Source organism: Nocardia sp. NPDC051981 (assembly GCF_040680715.1).
Classification (GTDB): domain Bacteria; phylum Actinomycetota; class Actinomycetes; order Mycobacteriales; family Mycobacteriaceae; genus Nocardia.
In genome coordinates, this window is record NZ_JBFAXK010000028.1 from 44,766 (window position 1) to 66,672 (window position 21,907).

The following is a 21,907-nucleotide window of genomic DNA, read 5'->3' on the forward strand; positions in this document are numbered from 1 at the left end:
TTGCGTAGTGGTTACTGCCACCGGGCATGTCGGCAACGCGAGTTCTGTTGTTACCGAACGGAAGTATCGGCCGCCCGGGGTGATCGGCGCTCGACGCGAACGCGCAGGGTCACCGGAAAGTGGATTCGAGGTAGTCGACGAGGTCGGGGGTGGTGCCCGTGCGGCGGGCGAAGCCCAGGTAGCCGTCGGGACGGATGACGAAGGCTGATCCGTGGCCCGCGCGGTAGGCCCGAGCGAATTCGCCCGCGGTGTCGCGGATCAGCGGGAGGCTGGTCGCGGCCGCCCCGGCCCGGGGCACGGCGATCAGGTAGACGTCCAGGTGGCCGTGGGCCGTAGCGGTCGCGGTGACGGCCAGCTGTTCCAGGTCGCGCAGGTCGTGATCGGTGGTGGTGTCGTCCGCGTAGAGCAGCAGGGTGTGAGCGGTGCCGTCGATGAGGGGCAGCAGCCGGAAGTCGAAGGCGACGGCGTCGCGGGTCAGGCCGCGGACGTCGGGGGCGCGGGTGCCCGCGAGCGGCTCGGGCTCGCCGGGCGGGGACGGCGCGACGATCGGGCTGCCGGCGTAGTCGATGAGCAGCTGGGCCTCCCGGCGCAGGACGTAGCCGGGGTCGGTGGAGTCCGCCCCGATGCCTTCGCGGGCGCTGCGGACCGTGCGGCCGACGACCTCCTCGCCCACCGGGCGGCGTTCGGCATCGTAGGAGTCGAGCAGGGCGTCGGAGGCGTCGCCGGTGAGTGCCAGGGCCAGTTTCCAGGCCAGATTGTGGGCGTCCTGGATGCCGGTGTTCATGCCCTGGGCGCCGGTGGGCGGGTGGATGTGGGCGGCGTCGCCCGCCACGAAAACCCTTCCGCGGCTGTAGGAATCGACAATGCGGTGGCTGATCCGGAAGACCGAGGACCAGCGCAGGTTCGACACCTGCGCCGGCTCGGGGGCGAGGCGGTCGACGACCGCTTGCAGATCGGGTAGATCGGGCGTCCACCCGGTGGTGAAGCCGTGCTCGACGCCGTCGTCCCCGGTCGCGTGGTCGGGTGTCCGGCCGTCGGGGAGGAGCATGGAGATCCGGTACCGGTGCCGGCCGGGGAGCGGGATGCAGACCAGCAGATCATCGGTGACGCCGTCGGTCTGGTGGCTCGCGCGGATGTTGTAGCCGCGCGGCATCGACCAGCTCAGTTCCACGTCCCCGAGCATGTAGTGCTCGGTGAAGGCCGCGCCCTCGAAGGAGAGACCCAGCGCCTTGCGGATCGTGCTGTGCGCGCCGTCGCAGCCGACGAGATAGCTTGCCCGCGTGGTCTGCTCACCCGTTTCGCTCGTGAGTGTCACGGTGACCCCGTCGGCGTCCTGCTCGAAAGCCGCGACCCGCGTACCGCGTTCGACGGCGCCGCCCAGCGCGGTGAGCCGATCCCGCAGAATCCGCTCGGTCTCGTACTGCGGCAGGCCGACGAATCCGAAAGGCACGCCCGGCGGCAGCGTCAGCTCGATGCGCGGGCCCGGCTCGCCATTGACGAAGGCCAGCTGCCCGTGCAGTTGGATGGCCGCGTCCAGGATCCGGCGCAGCACCCCCATCTGCTCGAACACTTCGAGCGCACGCGGTTGGATGCCAACGGCTTTCGCGTACTGCGGAGGTTTCAGCAGCGGGTCGACGATCCGGCACGGCACGCCGCGGCGGCGCAGTTCGATCGCCGCGGTCAGGCCGACCGGTCCGGCGCCCGCGATGATTACCGCGGTGTCGTCCATCGGGTCGAACCTGTCGGTGATACGGACGCCGCGGGGTGGTTCGTGGCCGAATTACGTTGTGCCGGATCGTGTCCGGGCACCGGACCGGAGCCGTAGAAGGTGGGCAGCATGCCCTTCACCAGTACCAGCGCCGACCCTTCGCCGGAGGGGACGGCCGCCAGGTTGGTGGCGACCACGATGGTGAGGCCGGAGTCCGGGTCCGACGCCATGTAGGTCATGTAGCCCGGGATCTGGCCGTCGTGCCCGAACTGATGCTCACCGAATCGCACGAGGCCCAGGCCGTACCCGGCCATGGCCGGATCAGCCGGGTCGATCGGCTGGATACTGTCCATCCGCGTCTTCTGGAACTTGGCGTCGAGCAGTTTGCCGTCGACGAGCGCCTTCGTATACGTGGTCATATCGTCGACCGTCGAGATCGCCGCACCCGCGGTCCAGGTCCACGACGGGCTCGCGGTCGTCTGGTTGCCCGGTTTCAGCGTGCCCGCCAGCGCGGCGGCCTGCTGATCCGGCGGCAGTGCGAAGGTGTCGATGGTGGAGACCATGGTGCCGAAGGCGTAGCCCTGCGGATGCGGATCCGGCATCGAGGAGTCCGCGGGCGCGGGGAACGAGGTGTGCTTCAACCCGAGCGGTTCGAAGATGCGCTGCCGGAAGTTGTCGGCCACAGGCATATTCGTGACCTTCTCGATGACCAGTCCCAGCAGGATGGTGTTGGTGTTGCAGTACTCGAATCTCTCGCCCGGCTGGAAATCGACCGGATGCGCGAAGGCGATGGCCAGCAATTCCTCCGGGGTCCACACCTTCTGCGGATCCTTGTCGATCGCGGCGCTGAAGTCGTAGTCGAAGGTGTAGTTGTAGAGGCCGCTGCGCATTTCGGCGAGCTGGGCGAGGGTGATGCGGTCCCCGTTCGGCACGCCCGGCCAGTACTTGCCGATCGGATCGTCGAGCGAGAGCTTGCCCTCCTGGGCGAGCTGCATGAGGACCGTCACCGTCATGGTCTTGGTATTGCTGCCGATCCGGAAGTGGTCGTCCACCGTCATCGGATCGTCCTTGCCGATGGTCCCGGTCCCGAAGGTGGCGGTCCAGTCGCCGTCCTTGGGCGACTTGACCACCACCACCGCTCCCGGAATGGCGTTGTCCTTCATCAGTTCGGTGATGATGGGCCGCAATGTCGCGGCGTATCCGGGCTCCTTGGACCCCGTATCGTTCGACGACGCACACCCTGCGGCGACCGTCAACGCCGCGGCTGCGATGAGCACGCCGAAACTCCGCCGGTATCCCATAACTCTCCGTCCGGTCCGCTGGAACGTGGTTATGAAGCTGCTGAAGCGTTTGTCAGCCTAACTCCGTACCAACCGGTCGCGAATGGAAATGGGCGGTGTCGCTACATCAGTGCGCCACCGTCGACGCGGAGCTCGGTGCCGGTCATATAGCGGCCGTCATCGGAGGCGGCCATGGCGACGACACCCGCGATGTCCTCGGGTTTGCCGAGCGCGCCGCCCTCGATCCACCCGGGCAGCCGGGCCATGAGCGTCCAGTCGGCGTCGGCGGGCAGTTCCAGGCCGGAGGTGATGCCGGTGCTGATGCCGCCGGGCACGATATTGACCGCGCGCAGGCCCTTTTTCACGTATTCCAGGGCGATGGAGTGGGTGAGCGCGTTGACGCCCGCCTTCGACGCGGAGTACGCGGCCATGTAGGGATTGGACCCGAAGGCCGAGGTGGAGGAGAAGTTCACGATCACGCCGTGCCCGGATTCGATGAGCGCGGGCAGCGCGGCCTGGATCATGAAGAAGGTACCGGTCAGGTTGACCGAGATGACCCTGTTCCAGTCCTCGAGGGGCATGTCGTGGGTGTGCGCGGCGCGCAGGATGCCCGCGGCGTTCACCAGAACGTCGAGGCCGCCGAGGAATTCGAGGGCCTCGGCGGTGACGGCGCGGACCGCCACCGGGTCGGAGATGTCGAGGGTGAGGGTGCGCAAGCGTTCGCGCTGATCGGCGGGGACGGCGTCGACGGTGGCGGCCAGTCCGGCCTCGTTCACATCGGCGGCGACCAGGTGGGCTCCCTCTTCGAGCAGTCGGAGGGCCACGCCCTGTCCGATGCCCGATCCCGCTCCGGTGACAAGTACTCGGCGGCCTTCGTATCTGCGCGACATGGCGAGAAATTAGAACAAGTTTCAAGGCGCGTCAATGGGTCGGCGCCCAACCGGGCGTCGCCGTTTGCCAGAGTCTTCTCATACTGGTCCTCCGTCCAAATCGATAAACTCGGGCCCCGAACAGGAATGGTCATCGGGTCGGGACTGATGGAGGATTCATGCGGTCGGTTGGTTGGCGTACACGGATTTTCACCGCGGCCATAGCATCGGCGGGCACGCTGCTGGTCCTGCCGGGAACCGCGGCACACGCCGAAACGGCCGGCACCGCCTTCGCCACCACCGCGCTACCGGACGGCTTCCGCGGCCTGCCGAACGGCACCATCATCGACTACTGGACCACCCGCTCCAATGGCGAACCGGTGAAAGCCAGTGGCGCGCTGTTCGTTCCGTCCGGCCCCGCGCCCGCGGACGGCTGGCCGATCATGGCCTACGACCACGGCACCTCCGGTATCGGGCCGGGCTGCGGCGGGCAGACCGACACCTCGAAGGTGAGCCGGGTCAAGGAAGACCAGGTGCTGCAGTACTTCGTGAACAAGGGCTTCGCCGTGGTCGCGCCGGACTACCTGGGCCTGGGCCGCTTCGACACCGGCCCGCACCCGTATCTGGAGATCAGCACCGAGGCCGGTGCCACCATCGACCTGGTCAAGGCGGCCCGCGCCACGAATCCGGAGCTCTCGCGCACCTGGGCGGTGACCGGCTTCTCGCAGGGCGGTCAGGCAGCGCTGGGCACCGCGCACCTGCAGGTGTCGCAGACCCCCGACCTCGACTTCCGCGGCGCCATCGCGGTCGACCCGGAATCGGACCTGGAGAAGATCGCCCCGTTCGTCGGCCCCTGGGTGCCGGAGCTCCCCGGTCAGGGCGGGGCCGCGGTCAACGGGTTCGTGGTCAGCATGCTGGCCGGGCTGCGCGCCACCCACCCCGAGGTCGATGTCGACAGCTATCTCACCCCGCGCGGGAAGCAGGCCGTGGATGCGTCACAGACCCTGTGCCTGCCGGACATCATGAAGGTGGTCGACGGCATGGGCATCGGTGACATGCTGTCGCGGCGGCTCGATACCCCGGAATTCCAGGCCGCCATGAACGAGTACATGGCCGTGCCGGTCAACGGCTACAACGCGCCGATTCTGCTGCTGCTCAACACCAATGACACCACCGTGCCGTCCCCGCTGCACGCGGCGCTGGCCGCGCAGTTCCGCGCCAATGGCGTGAACTTCCAGACGGTGGTCGGCACCGGCACCCACGTCCAGTTGAACCCGCAGATGTGGGATGCCATCGGCGCGTTCAGCGATCGGATCCTGGCCACGCCCACCGTGCCGTGACGATGGCCGCGTGATCTCTTCGGGGACTCGGGGTGAAAACCCCGGGCCTCCAACGACTTACTTCGGGAACCAGCCGAAATCGGGTTCGCAGGTGACGTCCTGGTCCGGGCGGACACCGGTGGCGAAGTAGGTGTTCACGATATTGTTCAGGCACGGGCTCAGGTCCGGCCGGAACGCACCGTGAATCCTGGTGTCCGCCAGCGTCACCAAGCGTGACCCGGTCAGATCCGCGTGCAGCGCAAGCCCTTCCGAGTATGCGGTGCGGGTGTCGTGAACATTGGCCAAGATCAGCACCGGGGTCGCATTGCGGATCTCGGTGGGCGGTTCCACCGGGTCCGGCCAGAAGGCGCAGGCGGTGATGTTATTGGCGAATGCACCGAACACCGGCTGCGTCGGCCGCGCGGCCTCGACATTGCCGTAGTACCAGGCGGGATCGCGCGGCGCGGCCTTGTCGCCGCACAAGATGGCGGCCATGCCGGCAGCCTCCAGCGGCACCACGGCGACGATCTTGGCCTTCAGCGCGTCCATGTCGATCGGGCCGCCCGCCACGCCCGATGCCACCATGGTGAGCACCTCGGCGAGATTGGGGTTCAGCCGCGGGTTCGGCAGCAGCGCCAGCAGCATCATGGGAATGGTGTGCTCGTCGACCAGGTACCCGCTGCCGTAGATCTCGTGACCCGCGGACCGCCGGATGAGGTCCTCGACCCAGGCGCGCACCGCCTCCGGGGTGCTGCCGAAGTGGTACTGATCGTCGTGGCGGGCCGCCCATTTCGCCCAGTCGTCGAGGGCGTACTCGTTGATCGCGCCCATGTCCTGGTAGAGCCCGACGTAATAGCGGTCCGGGTCGACGGCACTGTCGAAGACCATGCGGTCGGCGTGGTCGCCGAACATCTGGGTGTAGACCGCGCCCAGGTAGGTGCCGTAGGACGCGCCGAAGTAGTTGAGCTTCTTCTCGCCGAGCACGCTTCGGATGAGGTCCATGTCGCGCGCGGTATTGCGAGTCGTGATCTTGCGGGCCTTTTCCGGGTCGGTGCCCACGCATGCGGTGGCCAGCGCCGCGGCCACGGCGGTGTCGCGGGCATAGCCGAACACGTCGAATCCGGCGGAGAAGAGCATGGTGGGCACCGGAATCGTGCAACTGACGGCGTCGGAGCGGCCGACGCCGCGCGGGTCCATGCCGATCAGGTCGTACTGCGCGCGGACGTCCGCGGTCATGGCCTTCTGGGTGTTGACCGTCATCGCCAGGCCGGCGCCGCCCGGACCGCCCGGATTGGTGACCAGGATGCCGCGACGGCGTGCCGGATCGGTGGCGGCGATGCGGGAGATCGCGACGGTGAGCGTGCGACCGTCCGGATTGTTGTAGTCGAGCGGTACCAGGACGCCCGCGCACCGCGCGCCGGCGGCGTCGAGGGCCGCGTTGTCGCACGCCTTCCACTCCAGTGTCTGGTGGTAGAAGCGGTCCAGTCCCGGGGCCGTGTCCGCATTCGCCGGTCCCGCGGGCAGCGTGACCGCCGCGGTCAGCAGCGTCGCGCCCAGGACGAGCCGTCGAATCCGCCGAGCGGGCATGCACTCTCCTTCACGGTTGTGTTCCCAAGGGGCGACGCTACTCGGATACCTGGTGAAAGACCGTGCGACATGGCGGATTTGGTCCGGCGCGCGCGGCCGCCACGCCCGCACGAGCGAGTTGGCAAATGCATAGCTAACTCAAGTGTTAGACTCCGCGCGCCATCGCCCTCACGGTGTGACCGGGTGCCGGGTGATTCACGCAGCTTGATAGGTTTTCCAGAATGTCCGAACCCGAAGTCGCTGGTCGTGGAAAAGCCGCCCTGCTGGGGCCCGCCGAAGTGCGTGAGCTGGCCGAGCGTTTCGGCGTCCGCCCGACCAAGCAGCTCGGGCAGAATTTCGTCCACGACGCCAACACCATGCGCCGCATCGTCGCCACCGCGGGCGTCCACCGCGACGACACCGTGCTCGAGGTCGGTCCCGGCCTGGGCTCGCTGACCCTGGCGCTGCTCGACGTGGTCGACCGGGTCATCGCCGTCGAGATCGACCCGACCCTCGCGGCCCACCTGCCGCAGACCGCGGCCGCCCGCGCCCCCGAGCTCGCCGATCGGCTGACCGTCGTCCCCATGGACGCCATGAAGGTCACCCACGCCGACCTGCCCGCCGCGCCGACCGCGCTGGTGGCCAACCTGCCCTACAACGTGGCCGTGCCGGTGCTGCTGCACCTGCTGGCCGAATTCCCCAGCATCCGAACCACTCTCGTCATGGTGCAGCTGGAAGTGGCCGACCGCCTCGCCGCCACCCCCGGCGGCCGCATCTACGGCGTGCCCAGCGTCAAGGCCGGGTTCTTCGGGACGGTTCGCCGCGCCGGAACCGTTGGCCGCCAGATCTTCTGGCCCGTACCCCAGGTCGAATCGGGACTGGTCCGCATCGACCGTTTCCCCGAATCCCCCTGGCCCCAGGACGAATCCTTCCGCCGCCGCGTCTACGCCGTCATCGACGCCGCCTTCGCCCAGCGCCGCAAGACCCTCCGCGCCGCTCTCGCGGGCTGGGCCGGTTCCGCCGCCGAAGCCGAAAAGCGCCTCACCGCAGCCGGAATCGCGCCCACCGCCCGCGGTGAAACCCTCGACACGGCCGCCTACGTCCGTCTTGCCCAGCAGGAATGAGCCGAAGACTCGGGTGATCGGTCCGTCGGCGAGGTTGAGCGCGTTTCCGTCACATGTCCATGCGTGACCGCGCCGGCCGAAGCGGTCGACGCGGTCACGCGGAAGATCGACGTGCGGGATTCTTCGCGGTTTGCCGGCAGTGTGCGGTTATGGCACCCGGTCTGTCCGGGTGTGCTGGGTCGTGATCAGATCGGTGCGGGGACGTCGATGGTCAGCTCGGATGGGCTGGGGTTCGTGCTCACCTGGGCGGAGACCCGGCCCGAGCCTTCGAGGGTGAAGAGGGCGGCGTGCCAGCCGTAATGGCTGTCGTACTCGGTGGTTTTCGTCTCTGTCGTGCTCGTGCCGTTGTCCAGGTTCTGCATGGTGACGGTGGCGGAGATTTCGCAGCTTCCGGGCGATGCCAGCAACGAGTCGAGGGTATTGGTGTCGGGGGTGAAGTTCACCGTCACCGTGGCCGAGCTGTCGACGAAGTTATCGCCCGTCTGACCCTGATTGGCCGACAGCTGGGCGTCGGCCGTGCCCGAGCACCCCGGCGTGGAACCGGTGACCTGAGCCGAATCGAAATTCAGGGGGTCCGCAGTTGCTGGACCGGCCGGTACCAAGAACGCCAACATCGGCAGGATCGGTACTGCTGCGATCTTCAGTGCGCCTCGCTTCATGACTCTCGTCCTTCCTCACGCGTACCGCGGGGATAAGGCAACCGGTCGGCAAACCGCCACTCAACGCTACTCGCCGATCGCGGCATCCGACTGTCCGGGGCTTCGGCGCTCACACTGGGGGCATGGAGATCACGTCGGCGGTGGGGGCGGTTCTCGGGGCCTTCGGGCTCTCGGGGGCGGCGGGTTTGAATGCTTGGCTGCCGCTGCTGGTGGTGGGGGTCGCGGATCGGGCCGGGTGGATCGATCTGGGGAGTTCGTACGGGTGGTTGTCGTCGACCCCGGCGTTGATCGGTATCGCGGTACTGCTGGTGCTCGATCTCGTGGGGGACAAGATCCCGGCCTTGGATTCGGTGTTGCACGGCATCGGGACGCTCGTGGCTCCGGTGTCGGGGGCGATCCTGTTCACGGCCGAGACCAGTCTGTCCTCGCATCTGCCGCCCGCGGTCGCCGCCGTCCTGGGCGCCGTCACCGCGGGCAGCGTGCACGCCGGTCGGACGGTGGCGCGACCGTTGGTCACGGGAACGACTGCGGGCGTGGGGAATCCAGTGGTTTCCACCGCCGAGGACGGAGTCTCACTGGCACTCACGATTCTGGCGCTGGCGGTCCCGGTGGTCGCCTTCATCGTGCTGCTGATCGTGCTGATCGGGCTGGGCCGGTTGGCATTCCGGGCGGTTCGACGGCTGCGTGGCAGGCGCGGCTCGAGCAAACTCGAGCCGCGCTAGGTGGCGGGTCAGGCCGAGATGGACAGGCCCTGGAGCAAGGTGGTGGGGCCGGCGCCGTCGCTGTCGCTGCGGGTGGTGATGGTGAGCTGGACCAGGTACTGGCCGTTCTCGGACTCGATGATGATGTAGCGGTTGTAGGCCCAGAGGGTGAGCTGCTCGACGTTGTAGGTGCCGGTGATGCCGGCGGACGGCCAGCCCTCGAAGTCGGTGGTGTCGGTTTCGAGGTCCTCCCAGCCGGGGAGCCGGCGGGCGTCGTCGAAGGCGTGGGTGAGCAGTTCGCGGGCATCGACGGGCGGGGTGAACGTGGCGACCAGCACGACGGCGTTGTCGGCCCAGCCGTTCACGGGGGTCTGGGTCCAGACGCCGTAGGAGCCGGGGAACATGCTCGGCGGAACCTGCTGCCAGCCTTCGGGAATACCGACGGCGACCTTGGGGGCGCCGGGAGCTGCGGGGTCGACCGGGGCGGCCTCGATCTGGGCGGCGGCCAGGTATTCGGCGATGGTGGTCAACGGGGCTCCTCGCGAGGGGACGGCGGTGGTCACCCGCCATTCAACACGATGCGACAGGGCCGCCCCGATCCGGTGATCGGGGCGGTCCTGCCGGTATCGCGGGACGAGCGATCGGTGTCCCTCATCCGTGAAAGCGGCGCAGTCGCAGGCTGTTGCTGACCACGAACACGCTGGACAATGCCATGGCGGCGCCGGCGAGCATCGGGTTCAGCAGGCCGGCGGCGGCCAGCGGGATGGCGGCCACGTTGTAACCGAAGGCCCAGAACAGATTTCCCTTGATCGTCCGCAGCGTGGCCCGCGACAGCCTGATCGAGGTCGGCACCGCGCGCAGGTCGTCACGCACCAGGGTGAGGTCGGCGGCCTGGATGGCGACATCGGTCCCGGTGCCCATGGCCAGGCCCAGATCGGCCTGGGCCAGCGCGGCCGCGTCATTGACGCCGTCGCCGACCATGGCGACCACCTTGCCCTCGTCCTGCAGCTGCTTGACCACGTCCAGTTTGTCGCTGGGCAGCACCTCGGCGATGACCTGCTCGATGCCCACCTGATCCGCGACGGTGCGGGCGGTGGCCGCATTGTCTCCGGTCAGCAGCACCGGGGTGAGGCCGAGCGCCTTCATCTCCGAGATCGCCTGGGCGCTGGTGGGTTTCACGGCGTCGGCGATGACCAGCACGCCGCGCGCCTGCCCGTCCCAGGCCACCACGATGGCCGTCTTGCCCGCCCGCTCCGCTTGGATCTTGGCGTCCGCCAAGGACTCCGGCAGCGCGATGGACCAGTCCTCGAGCAACTCGACGCGTCCGATGACCACCGCCCGCTCGCCGACCAGACCCTGCACACCCTTGCCGCCGTGGCTGACGAACTGCTCCACCTTCTCGGTGTCGAGTCCGCGCTCGGCCGCACCGGCGACCACGGCCTTGGCAACGGGGTGCTCGGAGCCGTGCTCGACGGCCGCGGCCACCGACAGCAGCTCGTCGGTATCCACGCCGGCGCCCGGAATCGCCTCGGCGAGCGTCATCTTGCCGGTGGTGACGGTGCCGGTCTTGTCCAGCACCACGGTGTCGATGCGCCGCGTCGACTCCAGTACCTGCGGGCCCTTGATCAGGATGCCCAGCTGCGCGCCGCGTCCGGTGCCCACGAGCAGGGCCGTGGGCGTGGCCAAGCCGAGGGCGCACGGGCAGGCGATGATCAGCACCGCCACCGCCGCGCCGAACGCGGTCGCCACGGCCGCGCCGGTGCCGAGCCAGAAGCCCAGCGCCGCCACCGCGATCGCGATGACGATCGGCACGAACACGCCCGCCACCTGATCGGCCAGCCGTTGCACGGGGGCCTTGCCGTTCTGCGCCTCCTCCACCAGCGCAGCCATCTGCGCCAGCTGGGTGTCCGCGCCGACCCGGGTGGCGCGCACGGTCAGCAGGCCGCCCGCGTTCACGGTCGCGCCCACCACCTGATCACCGGGACCCACCTCGACCGGCACCGATTCGCCGGTCAGCATGCTCATGTCGAGTGCCGAACTGCCGCTCACCACCACACCGTCGGTGGTGACCTTCTCGCCGGGACGAACCAGGAACTGCTCGCCGACCCGCAGATCGCCGACGGGGATACGGGTTTCGACGCCGGCCCGCAGCACCGACACGTCCTTCGCGCCCAGCTCCAGCAGCGCCCGCAGCGCGGATCCCGCCTTCTCCTTGGACCGGGTCTCGAAGTAGCGGCCCGCCAGAATCGCGGTGATCAGCGTCGCCGCCACCTCGAAGTACAGCGCCGACGACGAGTCGCCGCGCTCGATGGCCAGGCTGAACGGGTGCTTCATGCCGGGCATGCCGGCCGTGCCCCAGAACAGTGCGTACACCGACCAGCCGAAGGCGGCCAGCGTGCCCAGCGAGATCAGCGTGTCCATGGTGGCCGCGCCGTGCTTGGCGTTCACCCACGCGGCCCGGTGGAACTGCGACCCGCCCCACACCACGATGGGCGCGGTCAGGGTCAGCGACAGCCACTGCCAGTTGGTGAACTGCAGCAGCGGGAACATGCCCATGGCGACGACGGGCACGGCCAGCGCCAGCGTCACCAACAGCCTGTGCCGCAACTGATCCGCCGCCGACGAGGCCGAATCGGATTCGGCCGCCTCGGTTTTCACCGGTTCGGTGTGGTGCACCGCGGCGGTGTAGCCGGTGTCGACGACCTTGGCGATCAGATCATCGGTCGTCACCGACTCCGGGAAGCTGACCTTCGCCTTCTCGGTCGCGTAGTTCACGGACGCGGTGACGCCGTCCATGCGGTTGAGCTTCTTCTCGATCCGGGCCGCGCAGGAGGCGCAGGTCATCCCACCGATATCGAGTTCGATCGAACGCTCGGTGGCCGGGGCGCTCATGAGTGACCTCCTCCGTGGTGGGCGGGCGCATCCGAATCGGATGCGGCAGTGGATGCTTCGTCGGTGAATTCCGCGGTGTGCACCGCGCCGCCGTGCTGGAAGTCCAGGTACAGGCGGTAGTTGCCGTCACTCGGTGCTTGCGCGTGGAAGACGACGTCGGGGCCGGGTGCGGTCTTGCCGACCTCGCCCTCCGGGTGGACGTGCAGGTAGGCCAGGTCCGTGGCCCGCAGCGCCACCAGGTGAGCGTACGCGCCCAGGTAGGGCTGCAGATCGGTCACCGGCTTGCCGTCGCGGGTGATGGTGAAGGTGAGTTCGCTGCCCGCGGTGGTCAGGTCACCGTCGAGGGTGACGTGGTAGCCGTCCACCTCGGCGGTCTTCGCGACCGGCGGCAGTGGCTTGCCGGTCACGTTCCCCGCGACCGCGATGGTGCGGCTGAGCACCAGTTCGCCGGGCCCGCCGGCGGGGGAGAAGTCGGCGAACACGCGGTAGCTGCCGGGTTCGGCCCACTTCCAGTCGATGGACCAGGTGCCGTCGGCGGCCCGGGCCGGATGCACGTGCCGGAACTGGCTCGCGTCCGAGCGGACCACGATCAGGTGCAGGTCCTTCTCGTGCAGGTCGTTGTAGCTTGTTACGGCGCCCTGCGGTCCGGTGATCCGGAATCGAAGTGCGCCTTGCTGATCGGGGGCGGCGGGAGCGGTGATATCGCTGAGGGTGTAGCCGGAGAGGCTGTCCTGCAGGCCCGTCGCCGCGGCGGCCTCATGCCGACTGTGGTCGGGGGCGGCCTCGGCCGGGGCCGCGCCGGACCGGTCGCCCACCAGGGCGCCGATGCCGAGCGCGGCTCCGAACAAGACGACCAGTCCGCCGCCGAAGGCGGCGAACCTCAGCCGATCGTTCACACCGTCACCTCGTAACCCGCTTCGTCGACGGCGGCGACCACATCGGCGTCGGCGAGCGCGGCGCCGGACTCGACGGTGACCAGGCCGGTGGCGAGATCCACATCCACGCTGGTGACACCGTCGATCTTGCCGATCTCCTTCTGCACCGAACCGACGCAGTGGCCGCAGGTCATGCCGGTGACGGTGTAGGTGCTGGTGGCCATGGTGGTCTCCTTCGCTCGCTATTAATACGGTGAGGGGGTATCCCCGACACCCAGAAACATACCCCCCATGGGTACCTGGCGCAAGTACTCGAACGGGAAATCTGTCGACTAGGCTGTGCGCGTGCTCTCAGTTGTGCCCAGCCCCCTCGTCGTGCGCGCGCCCGCGAAGGTGAATCTGCACCTCGGGGTGGGCGACCTGCGCGAGGACGGCTACCACGACCTCACCACGGTGTTCCAGGCGTTATCGCTCAGCGACGACGTGCAGATCTCGCCGTCCTCGGCGCTGCGTGTCAAGGTTGTCGGCGAGGGGGCCGACGAGGTTCCCACCGATCGCGGCAATCTGGTCTGGCAGGCCGCCGTCAAGCTGGCCGATATGGCCGGACGCGCCCCGCTGGTGGAATTCTCCATCACCAAGGGCATTCCGGTGGCGGGCGGCATGGCCGGCGGTAGCGCCGACGCCGCCGCGGCCCTGGTCGGCCTGAACGACCTGTGGGAACTCGGTCTCGGCCGCACCGAATTGTCCGATATCGCCGCCGAACTCGGCAGCGACGTCCCCTTCTCCCTGCACGGCGGCACCGCCCTCGGCCGCGGCCGCGGCGAGGAACTGCTGCCGGTGTTGTCCCGCAACACCTTTCACTGGGTGCTGGCCCTGGCCAAGGACGGCCTGTCCACCCCGGCCGTCTTCCGCGAACTCGACCGCCTGCGCGAAGCCGGCGACCCGCCGCGACTCGGCAGCCCGGAGGAGCTGTTGCAGGCGCTGGCCTCCGGCGAGGCCAAACAGCTCGCCCCGCTGCTCGGCAACGACCTCCAGGCCGCGGCGCTCTCACTGAAACCCGAACTGCGCCGCACCCTGCGCGCCGGCGTCACCGCCGGAGCCCTCGCGGGCATCGTCTCCGGCTCCGGCCCGACCTGCGCCTTCCTGTGCGAGAGCGAGGAGGCCGCGGTCACCGTAGCCGCCGAACTCGCGGGCGCCGGAGTCAGCCGCAGCGTCCGTACCGCCCACGGCCCGGTCCCGGGCGCGCGGCGCATCGCAGGCGACAACTGATTTCGTAAGGTTCCGGGTAACTCGTCGGGTACGGGCCAAGTCTCCCCGTACGCGACCGCCGGTCCGCAACGTGAGGTGAGTAGGCTCTTTCGGTTCGGCGAAAGGCGCGGAGAGGCGGAATTGTTCATGGCCAACCTGATCAACCTGGAAGCGGTCTCCAAGAGCTTTGGTATCAAGCCGCTGCTCGACAACATCTCCCTCGGGGTTCAGGAGGGCGAGCGGATCGGTGTCGTCGGTCTCAACGGTGGTGGCAAGACCACGCTGCTGGAAGTGCTGACCGGAATCGAAGACCCCGACTCGGGGCGCGTCAGCCGTCGCGGTGATCTGCGCATGGCCGTCGTCACCCAGCGCGGCGTGCTGCCCGAGGGCGCGACCGTCGGCGAGGTCGTGCTCGCGGGCCTGGCCGAGGACCAGCGCACCGACGGTGTCGCCGAACACGAATGGGCCGCCAATCCGCGCATCCGGTCCGTGGTCGAGGGCATCGGCATCGCCGACCTCGGCATGGACACCCCCGTGGCCAACCTCTCCGGTGGCGAACGCCGCCGCACCGCCCTGGCCGCCGCCCTGGTCCGCGACCTCGACCTGCTGGTCCTCGACGAGCCCACCAACCACCTCGACGTCGAGGGCGTGCAATGGCTGGCCGAGCACCTGCTGAACCGCCGCAGCGCGCTGGTCGTCGTCACCCACGACCGCTGGTTCCTCGACACCGTCGCCACCCGCACCTGGGAGGTGCAGGGCGGCCGGGTCGAGACCTACGAGGGCGGCTACAACGACTGGATCTTCGCCCGTGCGGAACGCGTCCGCCAGGCCGACGCCAGCGAGGCCCGCCGCCAGAACCTGGCCCGCAAGGAACTCGCGTGGCTGCGCCGCGGCGCGCCCGCCCGGACCTCCAAGCCGCGCTACCGCATCGAGGCCGCCGAGGCCCTGATCGCGAATGTGCCGCCGCCGCGCGATACCGTCGAGCTGGCCTCCTTCGCGCGAAAGCGCCTGGGCCGCGTGGTGATCGAGCTCGAGGACGCCACCCTCGCCACCCCGGACGGCCGGGAACTGGTGACCGACCTGACCTGGCGGCTCGCCCCGGGCGAGCGCGTCGGCCTGGTCGGCGTGAACGGGTCGGGCAAGACCACGTTGCTGCGCGCGCTCGCCGGCGACGCGGACCCGAAGTCCGGCAAGCGGATCCAGGGTCAGACTGTCAAGATCGGCTGGCTGCGTCAGGAACTCGACGACCTGCCGCTGAACATGCGGGTGCTGGAGGCGGTCCAGGACGTGGCGCAGCGCATGATGCTGGGCGACAAGGAGATCAGCGCCGGCCAGCTGGCCGAGCGGCTCGGCTTCACCCCGGCCAAGCAGCGCACCCCGGTCGGCGATCTGTCCGGTGGCGAACGCCGCCGCCTGCAGCTGACCCGCATCCTGATGGCCGAGCCCAATGTGCTGCTGCTCGACGAGCCCACCAACGACCTCGACATCGACACCCTCCAGCAGCTCGAGGACATGCTCGACGGCTGGGCGGGCACCCTGGTGGTGATCTCCCACGACCGCTACCTGATCGAGCGCATCTGCGACTCCACCTGGGCGCTGTTCGGCGACGGCAAGCTCACCAACCTGCCCGGCGGCATCGAGGAGTACCTGCGCAAGCGCGCCGGCCTCACCGCGGGCAAGACGGCCGCTCCGGTCAAGGCCGCGTCCGCGGCCGGCGCGAATTCCACTGTCCCGGCGACGGATTCGGCCGCCTACCGCGCGGCCCGCAAGGAACTGGCCAAGCTGGAACGCACCCTGGAAAAACTCACCGACCGCGAGGACAAGCTGCACACGGCCCTGGCCGAGGCGGCCACCGAGCCGGACAAGCTGGTCACGCTCGGCACGGAACTCAAGCAGGTACAAGCGGAAAAGGAAGCCACAGAAGAGCGCTGGCTCGAACTAGCCGACAACGCCTGAGCCAGGGTCACACAGGTACGGCCCAACCGTCACGCCCGCCGTGGTTCTTGCGTATGCCAAGGCGACAACTGATTTCGTAACGGTCGGGGTAACTCGCCGGGTACGTCCAAACTCGGTTCGGCACCCGACCGCAGCACGGATGCATGGCGTTTTACGGTTCCCCAGCCGTCCGCTGAAGTCCCGGGAGGCGGGGGAGCATGGCGCTTTACGGCTCCCCTGCCGCCCGCTGAAGTCCCGGGGAGGCGGGGGGGTCCAGCGAGGGCACGGGCAGGCAGGTGCGGGTGAATCCCGCGCCGAACGAGGTCAATTCGATGGTCCGGTACATCACCTTGGTGCCGAAGCTGGCTCGCTTGAGCAGCCGGCGCACCTCCGGCATGGCCTCGAGCAACTGGTAGCGGTTCGGATTGCCCAGCGCCTCGCGGGTGATGTCGATCAGGCCCAGCCGGTCCAGATTCGTCAGATATTCGTCGATCCGGTTCGGATACCGCAGCGCCGCATCCTCGCCCAGCAGGTTGAAAACGCCGCGGTAGGCGGTCCGCCCGGTCTTCACCTCCACCGCGGGCTGCGGCCCGTCCAGATACAGGTGCCGCACCACGCGCGCCTCGTCGGGGGCGAGCTCGCCCAGGATGCGGGCGTAGGCGGTGTGATGGTGGTTGTCGTCCTCGGTGTGGAAATCGGCGGAGCGGCGCAGCAATTCGGCGCCGCGGGCGCGCAGCACGCTGGCGGGGCTGGACTCGGGGGCGATCTCGGCGGCCTCGGGCGCGGTTACGCCCAGCGCCTGCCGGACCGAATGCCGCACCTGCGCACCGGCATCGGAGAGGATCTCGCGCGGCGGCTGCCCGGCCATGCTGCCGCGCAGCACCACCGAGGTCACGCCCAGCGCGGTCTGCAGGCTCCAGAAGCTCGCCTCGACCGCGGCCGACATCGCCACTCGCACCACCCCGGTGGCGGCGCGCACCGGCCCGGCCGCGCCCCGGCGCTCGGTCGTGTCGATCGGCACCGGCGCGGCCTGGCGAACAGCGATGTCGGTGCCGGTATCGGCGGGATCGTCCTCGCCCGAACCTGATTCGGCGCGCCCACCGGTGGACGGGTCGGTCATATCCATGAGGTGGCCACTCCTGTTCCGAAGATCAGGAGGTGAGCGTAACCGGCGAACAGGCCCAGCGCGCCGCCATGGACGAACAAAAGCCATTCGTCCTGTTTGATGGCCGAACGCAGCATGTCCACGAACTCCGGCGGGGGCAGCGCCGACATTTGTTTGGCGATGTACTCCTGCACCTGCTTGCCCTGCTGGACATTGAAGGCCGGGTCGGCGAAGGCGATCGGTGCGATGGTCATCGCCTCGGAGGTGAAGGTGTCCTGCAGCGAGTCGTACTCGCGGCTGCCCAGCGCGAACTTGACCACCGACCGGGCCGGTCCGAGCGCCCGGTCGGCCGCCGGCTTGAGGGTGTCCTGGAGCATCTGCATGGTGCGGTCGGCGCGCGGCCCGTTGAGCAGCTCGTCACCGATATTGGCGACCGTCATGATCTCGCTGGCCACCAGGGCCGCGTACCCCTCGGTGATCTCCGGCTGCCGCTTGATGAGCAGGCCCTGCCGCCACGGGCACCACCACTTCGGGTAGGCCGGCTCGAAGATCAGATTGATGCCGATCCAGTTCACCACCCAGCCGATGATCACCCCGCCGACCGGCAGCACCACCAGTGACGACCAGCCGGTGAAATGCAGGATGGCGACCAGAACCAGACCCATGGGCGCACCGAAGTAGAAGCCGAAGTTCTGCATGAATCGCAGTTCCTTGGCGCCCAGCACCTGGAACACCGAGTTCAGCATCTGCGGCCGTGCCTGGAAGTAGCGAATGGTCATCGACTTGACGTCCAGCAGCTGATCGATGTTCTTGCCGAGTTCATCGGTGAGCTCCCGGAGAATATCGGGCAACTGTTCGCGCACGCGGCTGTGCACCATCTCACGCAGACCGGTCGGCAGGTTGTACCAGAGCTGCGGATGTTCGCGCTTCAGGATGTCCTCGACAATGTCGCGAATCTGAAGGTCCGCAATTTCAACAAAATGTTCAGCGAGCTTGTCGGGTTCCAGTTCCCGATAGAAATCCGCGACGCTGCCGAGTTTCGCCAGCCCTTTGTCCACCGCGATGCTGGCCATCTTGTCCGCCCGCGACGGCACGATCCCCTGCCAGCCGATCCGGCCGTCGTACTGCAGCAACGGCAGCACCTGAATGCGCTTGGGCAGCAATGGAAACAACGCCGCCAGCCCCGGCAGCCGGAATCCGTGGAACCGGATCGGCTTGAACAGCATGAGCACACCGGTCCAGTTGGTGATATAGCCGATCACACCCGTGAACAACGGGATGGTGATCAATTCCAAGAGGATGGTCGGACGCACCCCAAAGACACTTTCCAACACGACACCCTCCTGCCGACCCGCAACGCACCGCCGTTGGCGTTGACAACCCCTCGGCGGTTCGGACCTTACTGGTTCTTTCGGAATCGAGTCCAGCGGGGAGTGTCTGAGTCGGAGATCTCGGTCACACTGGCCGGGCTCGATGTTCCTCTCTCTCGATAGGAACACGAGAATGGCACGGACCACATCCATATCGCGCCCTGTGCGGTCGTGTTGGGGGTCATGTGCGTCGTTCTGCGGCGGACGTCGACTGGGGTAACCTTCGTCTGGCTCGCGGGTTCAACGTGCCCGAAGGTCCGTCGGGGGCAATAATCTGTGGACGATTGTGTTCACCTGGCGATATTCGGAGATGGACGTGGCGGAAGACAGGATCCCGGGGCAGGACGTGGCCCGTCCGGGACCCCGTGCCGTGGAACGCAGTTCGGATGTGGAGAAGCGGCAGATCAGCAATGAGGCCCGGCTGATCCGCGGCGCCTTCCGGGCCGCCGGCCTGGCGGTCGGCACCGCGGTGCGGGGGACCGAGTGGGCGGTCGGCACCAGCTTCGAGATCACCAAACAGCTGACCCAGGCCGCGCTGGACGGCGAGTCGTCGGCCGATATCGCCGAGCGCACGGGGGCGGCGCTGCGGTCCATCGCGCGCAGCGCGCTCGGTGTCACCGAGGGTTCGGTGCGCGAGATCGTCAGTTACGTACCGACTCCCATGGGCGCGCCGCAGGCGGCCATCACCAACGGCCTGGTGCGCTCGGTCACCAACGAGGACCTGCGCCGGCGCGGCGACGCGCTGCTGGCCCGGTCCGCCGACGTCTATTTCACCGAGGACGTGCACCCGGCCTACGACCGGATCCTCGATCAGCTGGCCCCCGACGAGGCTCGGATTCTGCGCTTCATGGCGCTGCAGGGTCCGCAGCCGTCGGTGGACGTCCGCACCAACCGGCCGCTGGGCATCGGTTCCGAACTGGTCGCAGGGGACCTGACCTCGGTTCCGGAGCAGTCCGGCGTCCGCTACCCCGACCGGGCCCGGCACTACCTGATCAATCTGAACCGCCTCGGCCTCACCATGACCTCGGAAGATCCGGTCGTTTTGTCGCGATACATGGTGCTCGAGGTGCAGCCGGTCGTGGAGCAGGCGCTGAAAAAGGCCGGTCGCGTGCCCAAGATCGTGCGAAAGAGTCTGCGACTGACCGAGTTCGGCGAGGATTTCTGCAACACCTGCTTCAGCATCAACGGCTGAGTCGGTATCCGGCTGATAGCGATCCGGTACAAATCCGTGCCGATCCCTGAAGGTTTCCTACACCTGATGGGATGGTTGAAGGTATGGATTCCGATGCCGTCGCGGCGATCAGCCGGCTGAAGTTCCGTTACCTGCGCGCGCTCGACACGAAGGCGTGGGAGGAGTTCGCCGACACGATGATTCCGGAGGCCACCGCCACCTACAGCGAGTACCTCCAGTTCGAATCGCGCGACGCCTTCCTGGCCTTCATGCGCAACACCCTGGGCCCGCACGTCATCACCGAACACCGCTGCGACCACCCGGAAATCGACGTTCACGGCGACGAGGCGACCGGCACCTGGTACCTGGCCGACACCGTCCTCATCCCTGGGCACAACATGCTGCTCCGCGGCGCGGCGTTCTATTCGGACCGTTACGTCCGCTGCGACGACGGGCAGTGGCGCATCGCGCACACCGGATACGAGCGCACCTATGAGGTGGTGCTGTCCCTGTCGGATCTGCCCAGCCTGCGCCTGACCTCGAGCCGCTGGGGGCTCATCGCTCGCGAACCCGCGGAATCGCCGCGCACCGAACCCAGCTCGGAGGGGACGGGCACGATCGGCTGACGGCACCGGCCGTGCTCACCGCGCCGAACGTGTCACTATCGCCGCCGCCGAATGCGTTGCGCGTCAGTGCAGCTGGTTCTGCGCGGTTTCCAAGCCCACGCGCAGCAGCAGTTCGACCGCGTCGGCGGTCTGCTCGACGATCACCGGAACCTCTTTGCGTTCCGGCGCGGAGAAGGGCTTGAGGACGTAGTCCGCGGGATCCTGGCGGCCCGGCGGGCGGCCGATGCCGAAGCGGACGCGCAGATAGTCCTTGGTGGTGAGGGCCTGTGAGATGGAGCGCAGCCCATTGTGCCCGCCCTCGCCGCCGCCGCGCTTGAGGCGGATGGCGCCGAAGGGGAGGTCGAGCTCGTCGTGGACGACGATCACCTCGGTGGCGGGCACGGAGAAGAATTTGGCCAGCGCCGCGACGGGCCGCCCGGACAGGTTCATGTAGGTGCGCGGCTTGGCCAGCAGCACCTTGCGCCCGTCCAGGCGGGCCTCGAGCAGATCCGCGCCGGACTTCTTGTGCACGGTGAAGCGGCCGCCGACACGCTCCGCGAGCACATCGGCGACCAGGAAACCGACATTGTGCCGGGTGCGCTCGTATTCGGATCCGGGATTGCCCAGACCGACCACCAGCGCGGGCCCGGCCATTGCCTCGGTCATCGAGAACCGTTGTGGGAGTAGGGAGTTACTCCGCGGCTTCCTCGGAAGCGGCGGCCTCGGCCTCTTCCTCGGCGGCGGCGGCCGGGGCGGCGATGATGTTGACGATCAGGGCCTCGGCGTCACCGGCCAGGGTGACACCCTTCGGCAGCTCGATCTGGCCGGCGGTGATCTGGGTGCCGGCCTCGGCGCCCTCGATCGAGACCTCGATGGACTCGGGGATGTTCAGGGCCTCGGCCTCGATGGACAGGGTGGTGGCGTCCTGGGTGACCAGGGTGCCGGCGGCGGCATCGCCGACCAGGGCGACGAGCACGTCGGCGGTGACCTTCTCGCCGCGGCGCACGATCAGCAGGTCGGCGTGCTCGATGTAGCGGCGGATCGGGTGGACGACGACCGACTTGGTCAGCGCCAGCTGCTTCTTGCCGTTGATGTCGAGGTTCAGGACGGCGTTGGTGCCGTGCTCACGCAGGATGGCGGCGAACGCCTGGGCGTTCACCGACAGGTGCTGCGGCTCCTCGTTGTGGCCGTAGAGCACGGCCGGGACATTGCCGTCGCGGCGGGTACGGCGGGCGGCACCCTTGCCGAACTCGGTGCGTACGGTGGCTTCGAGAAGGTTGGCGTCGGACATGACTGTCTACTCCCTACGGCTCGTCCGGCTGTAATGTCAGCGTGTCGCCAGGCGACGGGGCCGCCCTGGCTGAGGTTGGTCTGCTCGTCGGCGAAGACCAACATGGACGGCCGTATAGGCCGAGCCGCGTCGATCACGGTGGGCAGTTGGGTGCCACACCCTCGCCGAGACAACCTGAAGACTCTAACA

Annotated in this window: 20 protein-coding genes; 7 read left to right on the plus strand and 13 right to left on the minus strand. The window is 68.4% G+C overall.

Annotated elements, in window-relative coordinates; translation table 11 throughout:
* Nucleotides 1-109: 109 nt before the first annotated feature.
* The 3 genes from AB0L60_RS34505 to AB0L60_RS34515 form a co-directional block, all read right to left on the minus strand.
* Nucleotides 110-1,729: an FAD-dependent monooxygenase gene (locus AB0L60_RS34505; protein ID WP_364622963.1), complete on the minus strand. Its 1,620-nt coding sequence runs from the start codon at nt 1,727-1,729 to the stop codon at nt 110-112.
* Nucleotides 1,711-3,009, minus strand: a complete 1,299-nt coding sequence (locus AB0L60_RS34510) for a serine hydrolase domain-containing protein (RefSeq protein WP_364622966.1) — start codon at nt 3,007-3,009, stop codon at nt 1,711-1,713. Before AB0L60_RS34510 ends, AB0L60_RS34505 begins: the two co-directional genes overlap by 19 nt.
* Before the next feature lie 101 nt (nt 3,010-3,110).
* Nucleotides 3,111-3,878, minus strand: a complete 768-nt coding sequence (locus AB0L60_RS34515; protein WP_364622969.1) for an SDR family NAD(P)-dependent oxidoreductase — start codon at nt 3,876-3,878, stop codon at nt 3,111-3,113.
* 158 nt (nt 3,879-4,036) lie between these two features.
* Here AB0L60_RS34515 and AB0L60_RS34520 point away from each other — a divergent pair, with 158 nt between their 5' ends.
* Nucleotides 4,037-5,197 (plus strand): alpha/beta fold hydrolase, encoded by a 1,161-nt coding sequence (locus AB0L60_RS34520; protein WP_364622972.1) that lies wholly within the window; start codon nt 4,037-4,039, stop codon nt 5,195-5,197.
* A 57-nt stretch (nt 5,198-5,254) separates the two neighbouring features.
* Here the strand turns inward: AB0L60_RS34520 and AB0L60_RS34525 are convergent, their stop codons facing one another.
* On the minus strand, nt 5,255-6,763 hold the full coding sequence (locus tag AB0L60_RS34525; RefSeq protein WP_364622974.1) for an alpha/beta fold hydrolase: 1,509 nt from the start codon (nt 6,761-6,763) through the stop codon (nt 5,255-5,257).
* 221 nt (nt 6,764-6,984) lie between these two features.
* Between AB0L60_RS34525 and rsmA the strand changes: the two genes are divergently transcribed.
* A complete protein-coding gene (rsmA, locus tag AB0L60_RS34530) occupies nt 6,985-7,866 on the plus strand; it encodes a 16S rRNA (adenine(1518)-N(6)/adenine(1519)-N(6))-dimethyltransferase RsmA (protein ID WP_354836082.1) in 882 nt (293 codons plus the stop codon).
* A gap of 185 nt (nt 7,867-8,051) precedes the next feature.
* On the opposite strand, the gene AB0L60_RS34535 is transcribed toward rsmA, so the two are convergent.
* Nucleotides 8,052-8,525, minus strand: a complete 474-nt coding sequence (locus AB0L60_RS34535; protein ID WP_364622978.1) for a hypothetical protein — start codon at nt 8,523-8,525, stop codon at nt 8,052-8,054.
* A 122-nt stretch (nt 8,526-8,647) separates the two neighbouring features.
* Between AB0L60_RS34535 and AB0L60_RS34540 the strand changes: the two genes are divergently transcribed.
* On the plus strand, nt 8,648-9,247 hold the full coding sequence (locus AB0L60_RS34540) for a DUF4126 domain-containing protein (protein ID WP_364622980.1): 600 nt from the start codon (nt 8,648-8,650) through the stop codon (nt 9,245-9,247).
* A gap of 8 nt (nt 9,248-9,255) precedes the next feature.
* On the opposite strand, the gene AB0L60_RS34545 is transcribed toward AB0L60_RS34540, so the two are convergent.
* From AB0L60_RS34545 to AB0L60_RS34560, 4 genes are all read right to left on the minus strand, one after another.
* On the minus strand, nt 9,256-9,756 hold the full coding sequence (locus AB0L60_RS34545; protein WP_364622983.1) for an LpqN/LpqT family lipoprotein: 501 nt from the start codon (nt 9,754-9,756) through the stop codon (nt 9,256-9,258).
* A 121-nt stretch (nt 9,757-9,877) separates the two neighbouring features.
* Nucleotides 9,878-12,118, minus strand: coding sequence for a heavy metal translocating P-type ATPase (locus AB0L60_RS34550; protein ID WP_364622986.1), 2,241 nt, complete (start codon nt 12,116-12,118; stop codon nt 9,878-9,880).
* Nucleotides 12,115-13,014, minus strand: coding sequence for a hypothetical protein (locus AB0L60_RS34555; protein ID WP_364622989.1), 900 nt, complete (start codon nt 13,012-13,014; stop codon nt 12,115-12,117). The genes AB0L60_RS34550 and AB0L60_RS34555 overlap by 4 nt, the downstream gene beginning before the upstream one ends.
* Entirely contained in the window at nt 13,011-13,217 is a 207-nt protein-coding gene (locus AB0L60_RS34560) for a cation transporter (protein ID WP_364622992.1), read from the minus strand. The genes AB0L60_RS34555 and AB0L60_RS34560 overlap by 4 nt, the downstream gene beginning before the upstream one ends.
* Before the next feature lie 121 nt (nt 13,218-13,338).
* Between AB0L60_RS34560 and AB0L60_RS34565 the strand changes: the two genes are divergently transcribed.
* The gene (locus AB0L60_RS34565) at nt 13,339-14,262 is read left to right on the plus strand and encodes a 4-(cytidine 5'-diphospho)-2-C-methyl-D-erythritol kinase (protein ID WP_364622995.1); all 924 of its coding nucleotides are present in this window, start codon (nt 13,339-13,341) and stop codon (nt 14,260-14,262) included.
* 126 nt (nt 14,263-14,388) lie between these two features.
* On the plus strand, nt 14,389-16,197 hold the full coding sequence (locus tag AB0L60_RS34570) for an ABC-F family ATP-binding cassette domain-containing protein (RefSeq protein WP_364622998.1): 1,809 nt from the start codon (nt 14,389-14,391) through the stop codon (nt 16,195-16,197).
* Nucleotides 16,198-16,402: 205 nt separating this feature from the next.
* Here AB0L60_RS34570 and AB0L60_RS34575 read toward each other — a convergent pair whose 3' ends face one another.
* Complete coding sequence (locus AB0L60_RS34575) at nt 16,403-17,302, minus strand: Abi-alpha family protein (protein ID WP_364623001.1); 900 nt, start codon at nt 17,300-17,302, stop codon at nt 16,403-16,405.
* Nucleotides 17,293-18,804, minus strand: a complete 1,512-nt coding sequence (locus AB0L60_RS34580; protein WP_364623004.1) for a hypothetical protein — start codon at nt 18,802-18,804, stop codon at nt 17,293-17,295. Before AB0L60_RS34580 ends, AB0L60_RS34575 begins: the two co-directional genes overlap by 10 nt.
* A gap of 157 nt (nt 18,805-18,961) precedes the next feature.
* Here AB0L60_RS34580 and AB0L60_RS34585 point away from each other — a divergent pair, with 157 nt between their 5' ends.
* Complete coding sequence (locus AB0L60_RS34585; RefSeq protein WP_354836060.1) at nt 18,962-19,843, plus strand: DUF4393 domain-containing protein; 882 nt, start codon at nt 18,962-18,964, stop codon at nt 19,841-19,843.
* Between the two features lie 83 nt (nt 19,844-19,926).
* Nucleotides 19,927-20,448, plus strand: a complete 522-nt coding sequence (locus tag AB0L60_RS34590) for a nuclear transport factor 2 family protein (protein WP_364623007.1) — start codon at nt 19,927-19,929, stop codon at nt 20,446-20,448.
* A gap of 63 nt (nt 20,449-20,511) precedes the next feature.
* Here the strand turns inward: AB0L60_RS34590 and pth are convergent, their stop codons facing one another.
* The gene (gene pth, locus AB0L60_RS34595) at nt 20,512-21,093 is read right to left on the minus strand and encodes an aminoacyl-tRNA hydrolase (protein ID WP_364623010.1); all 582 of its coding nucleotides are present in this window, start codon (nt 21,091-21,093) and stop codon (nt 20,512-20,514) included.
* 25 nt (nt 21,094-21,118) lie between these two features.
* Complete coding sequence (locus tag AB0L60_RS34600; RefSeq protein ID WP_364623013.1) at nt 21,119-21,718, minus strand: 50S ribosomal protein L25/general stress protein Ctc; 600 nt, start codon at nt 21,716-21,718, stop codon at nt 21,119-21,121.
* Nucleotides 21,719-21,907 lie beyond the last annotated feature (189 nt).

Coding starts and splice junctions, on each gene's coding strand:
- AB0L60_RS34560 (WP_364622992.1), bottom strand. CDS start 13,217: ATGGCCACCAGCACCTACACCGTCACCGGCATGACCTGCGGCCACTGC.
- AB0L60_RS34590 (WP_364623007.1), top strand. CDS start 19,927: ATGGATTCCGATGCCGTCGCGGCGATCAGCCGGCTGAAGTTCCGTTAC.
- AB0L60_RS34505 (WP_364622963.1), bottom strand. CDS start 1,729: ATGGACGACACCGCGGTAATCATCGCGGGCGCCGGACCGGTCGGCCTG.
- AB0L60_RS34510 (WP_364622966.1), bottom strand. CDS start 3,009: ATGGGATACCGGCGGAGTTTCGGCGTGCTCATCGCAGCCGCGGCGTTG.
- AB0L60_RS34540 (WP_364622980.1), top strand. CDS start 8,648: ATGGAGATCACGTCGGCGGTGGGGGCGGTTCTCGGGGCCTTCGGGCTC.
- AB0L60_RS34600 (WP_364623013.1), bottom strand. CDS start 21,718: ATGTCCGACGCCAACCTTCTCGAAGCCACCGTACGCACCGAGTTCGGC.
- AB0L60_RS34535 (WP_364622978.1), bottom strand. CDS start 8,525: ATGAAGCGAGGCGCACTGAAGATCGCAGCAGTACCGATCCTGCCGATG.
- rsmA (WP_354836082.1), top strand. CDS start 6,985: ATGTCCGAACCCGAAGTCGCTGGTCGTGGAAAAGCCGCCCTGCTGGGG.
- AB0L60_RS34515 (WP_364622969.1), bottom strand. CDS start 3,878: ATGTCGCGCAGATACGAAGGCCGCCGAGTACTTGTCACCGGAGCGGGA.
- AB0L60_RS34570 (WP_364622998.1), top strand. CDS start 14,389: ATGGCCAACCTGATCAACCTGGAAGCGGTCTCCAAGAGCTTTGGTATC.
- AB0L60_RS34525 (WP_364622974.1), bottom strand. CDS start 6,763: ATGCCCGCTCGGCGGATTCGACGGCTCGTCCTGGGCGCGACGCTGCTG.
- AB0L60_RS34585 (WP_354836060.1), top strand. CDS start 18,962: ATGGACGTGGCGGAAGACAGGATCCCGGGGCAGGACGTGGCCCGTCCG.
- AB0L60_RS34580 (WP_364623004.1), bottom strand. CDS start 18,804: ATGGATGTGGTCCGTGCCATTCTCGTGTTCCTATCGAGAGAGAGGAAC.
- pth (WP_364623010.1), bottom strand. CDS start 21,093: ATGACCGAGGCAATGGCCGGGCCCGCGCTGGTGGTCGGTCTGGGCAAT.
- AB0L60_RS34575 (WP_364623001.1), bottom strand. CDS start 17,302: ATGGATATGACCGACCCGTCCACCGGTGGGCGCGCCGAATCAGGTTCG.
- AB0L60_RS34520 (WP_364622972.1), top strand. CDS start 4,037: ATGCGGTCGGTTGGTTGGCGTACACGGATTTTCACCGCGGCCATAGCA.
- AB0L60_RS34550 (WP_364622986.1), bottom strand. CDS start 12,118: ATGAGCGCCCCGGCCACCGAGCGTTCGATCGAACTCGATATCGGTGGG.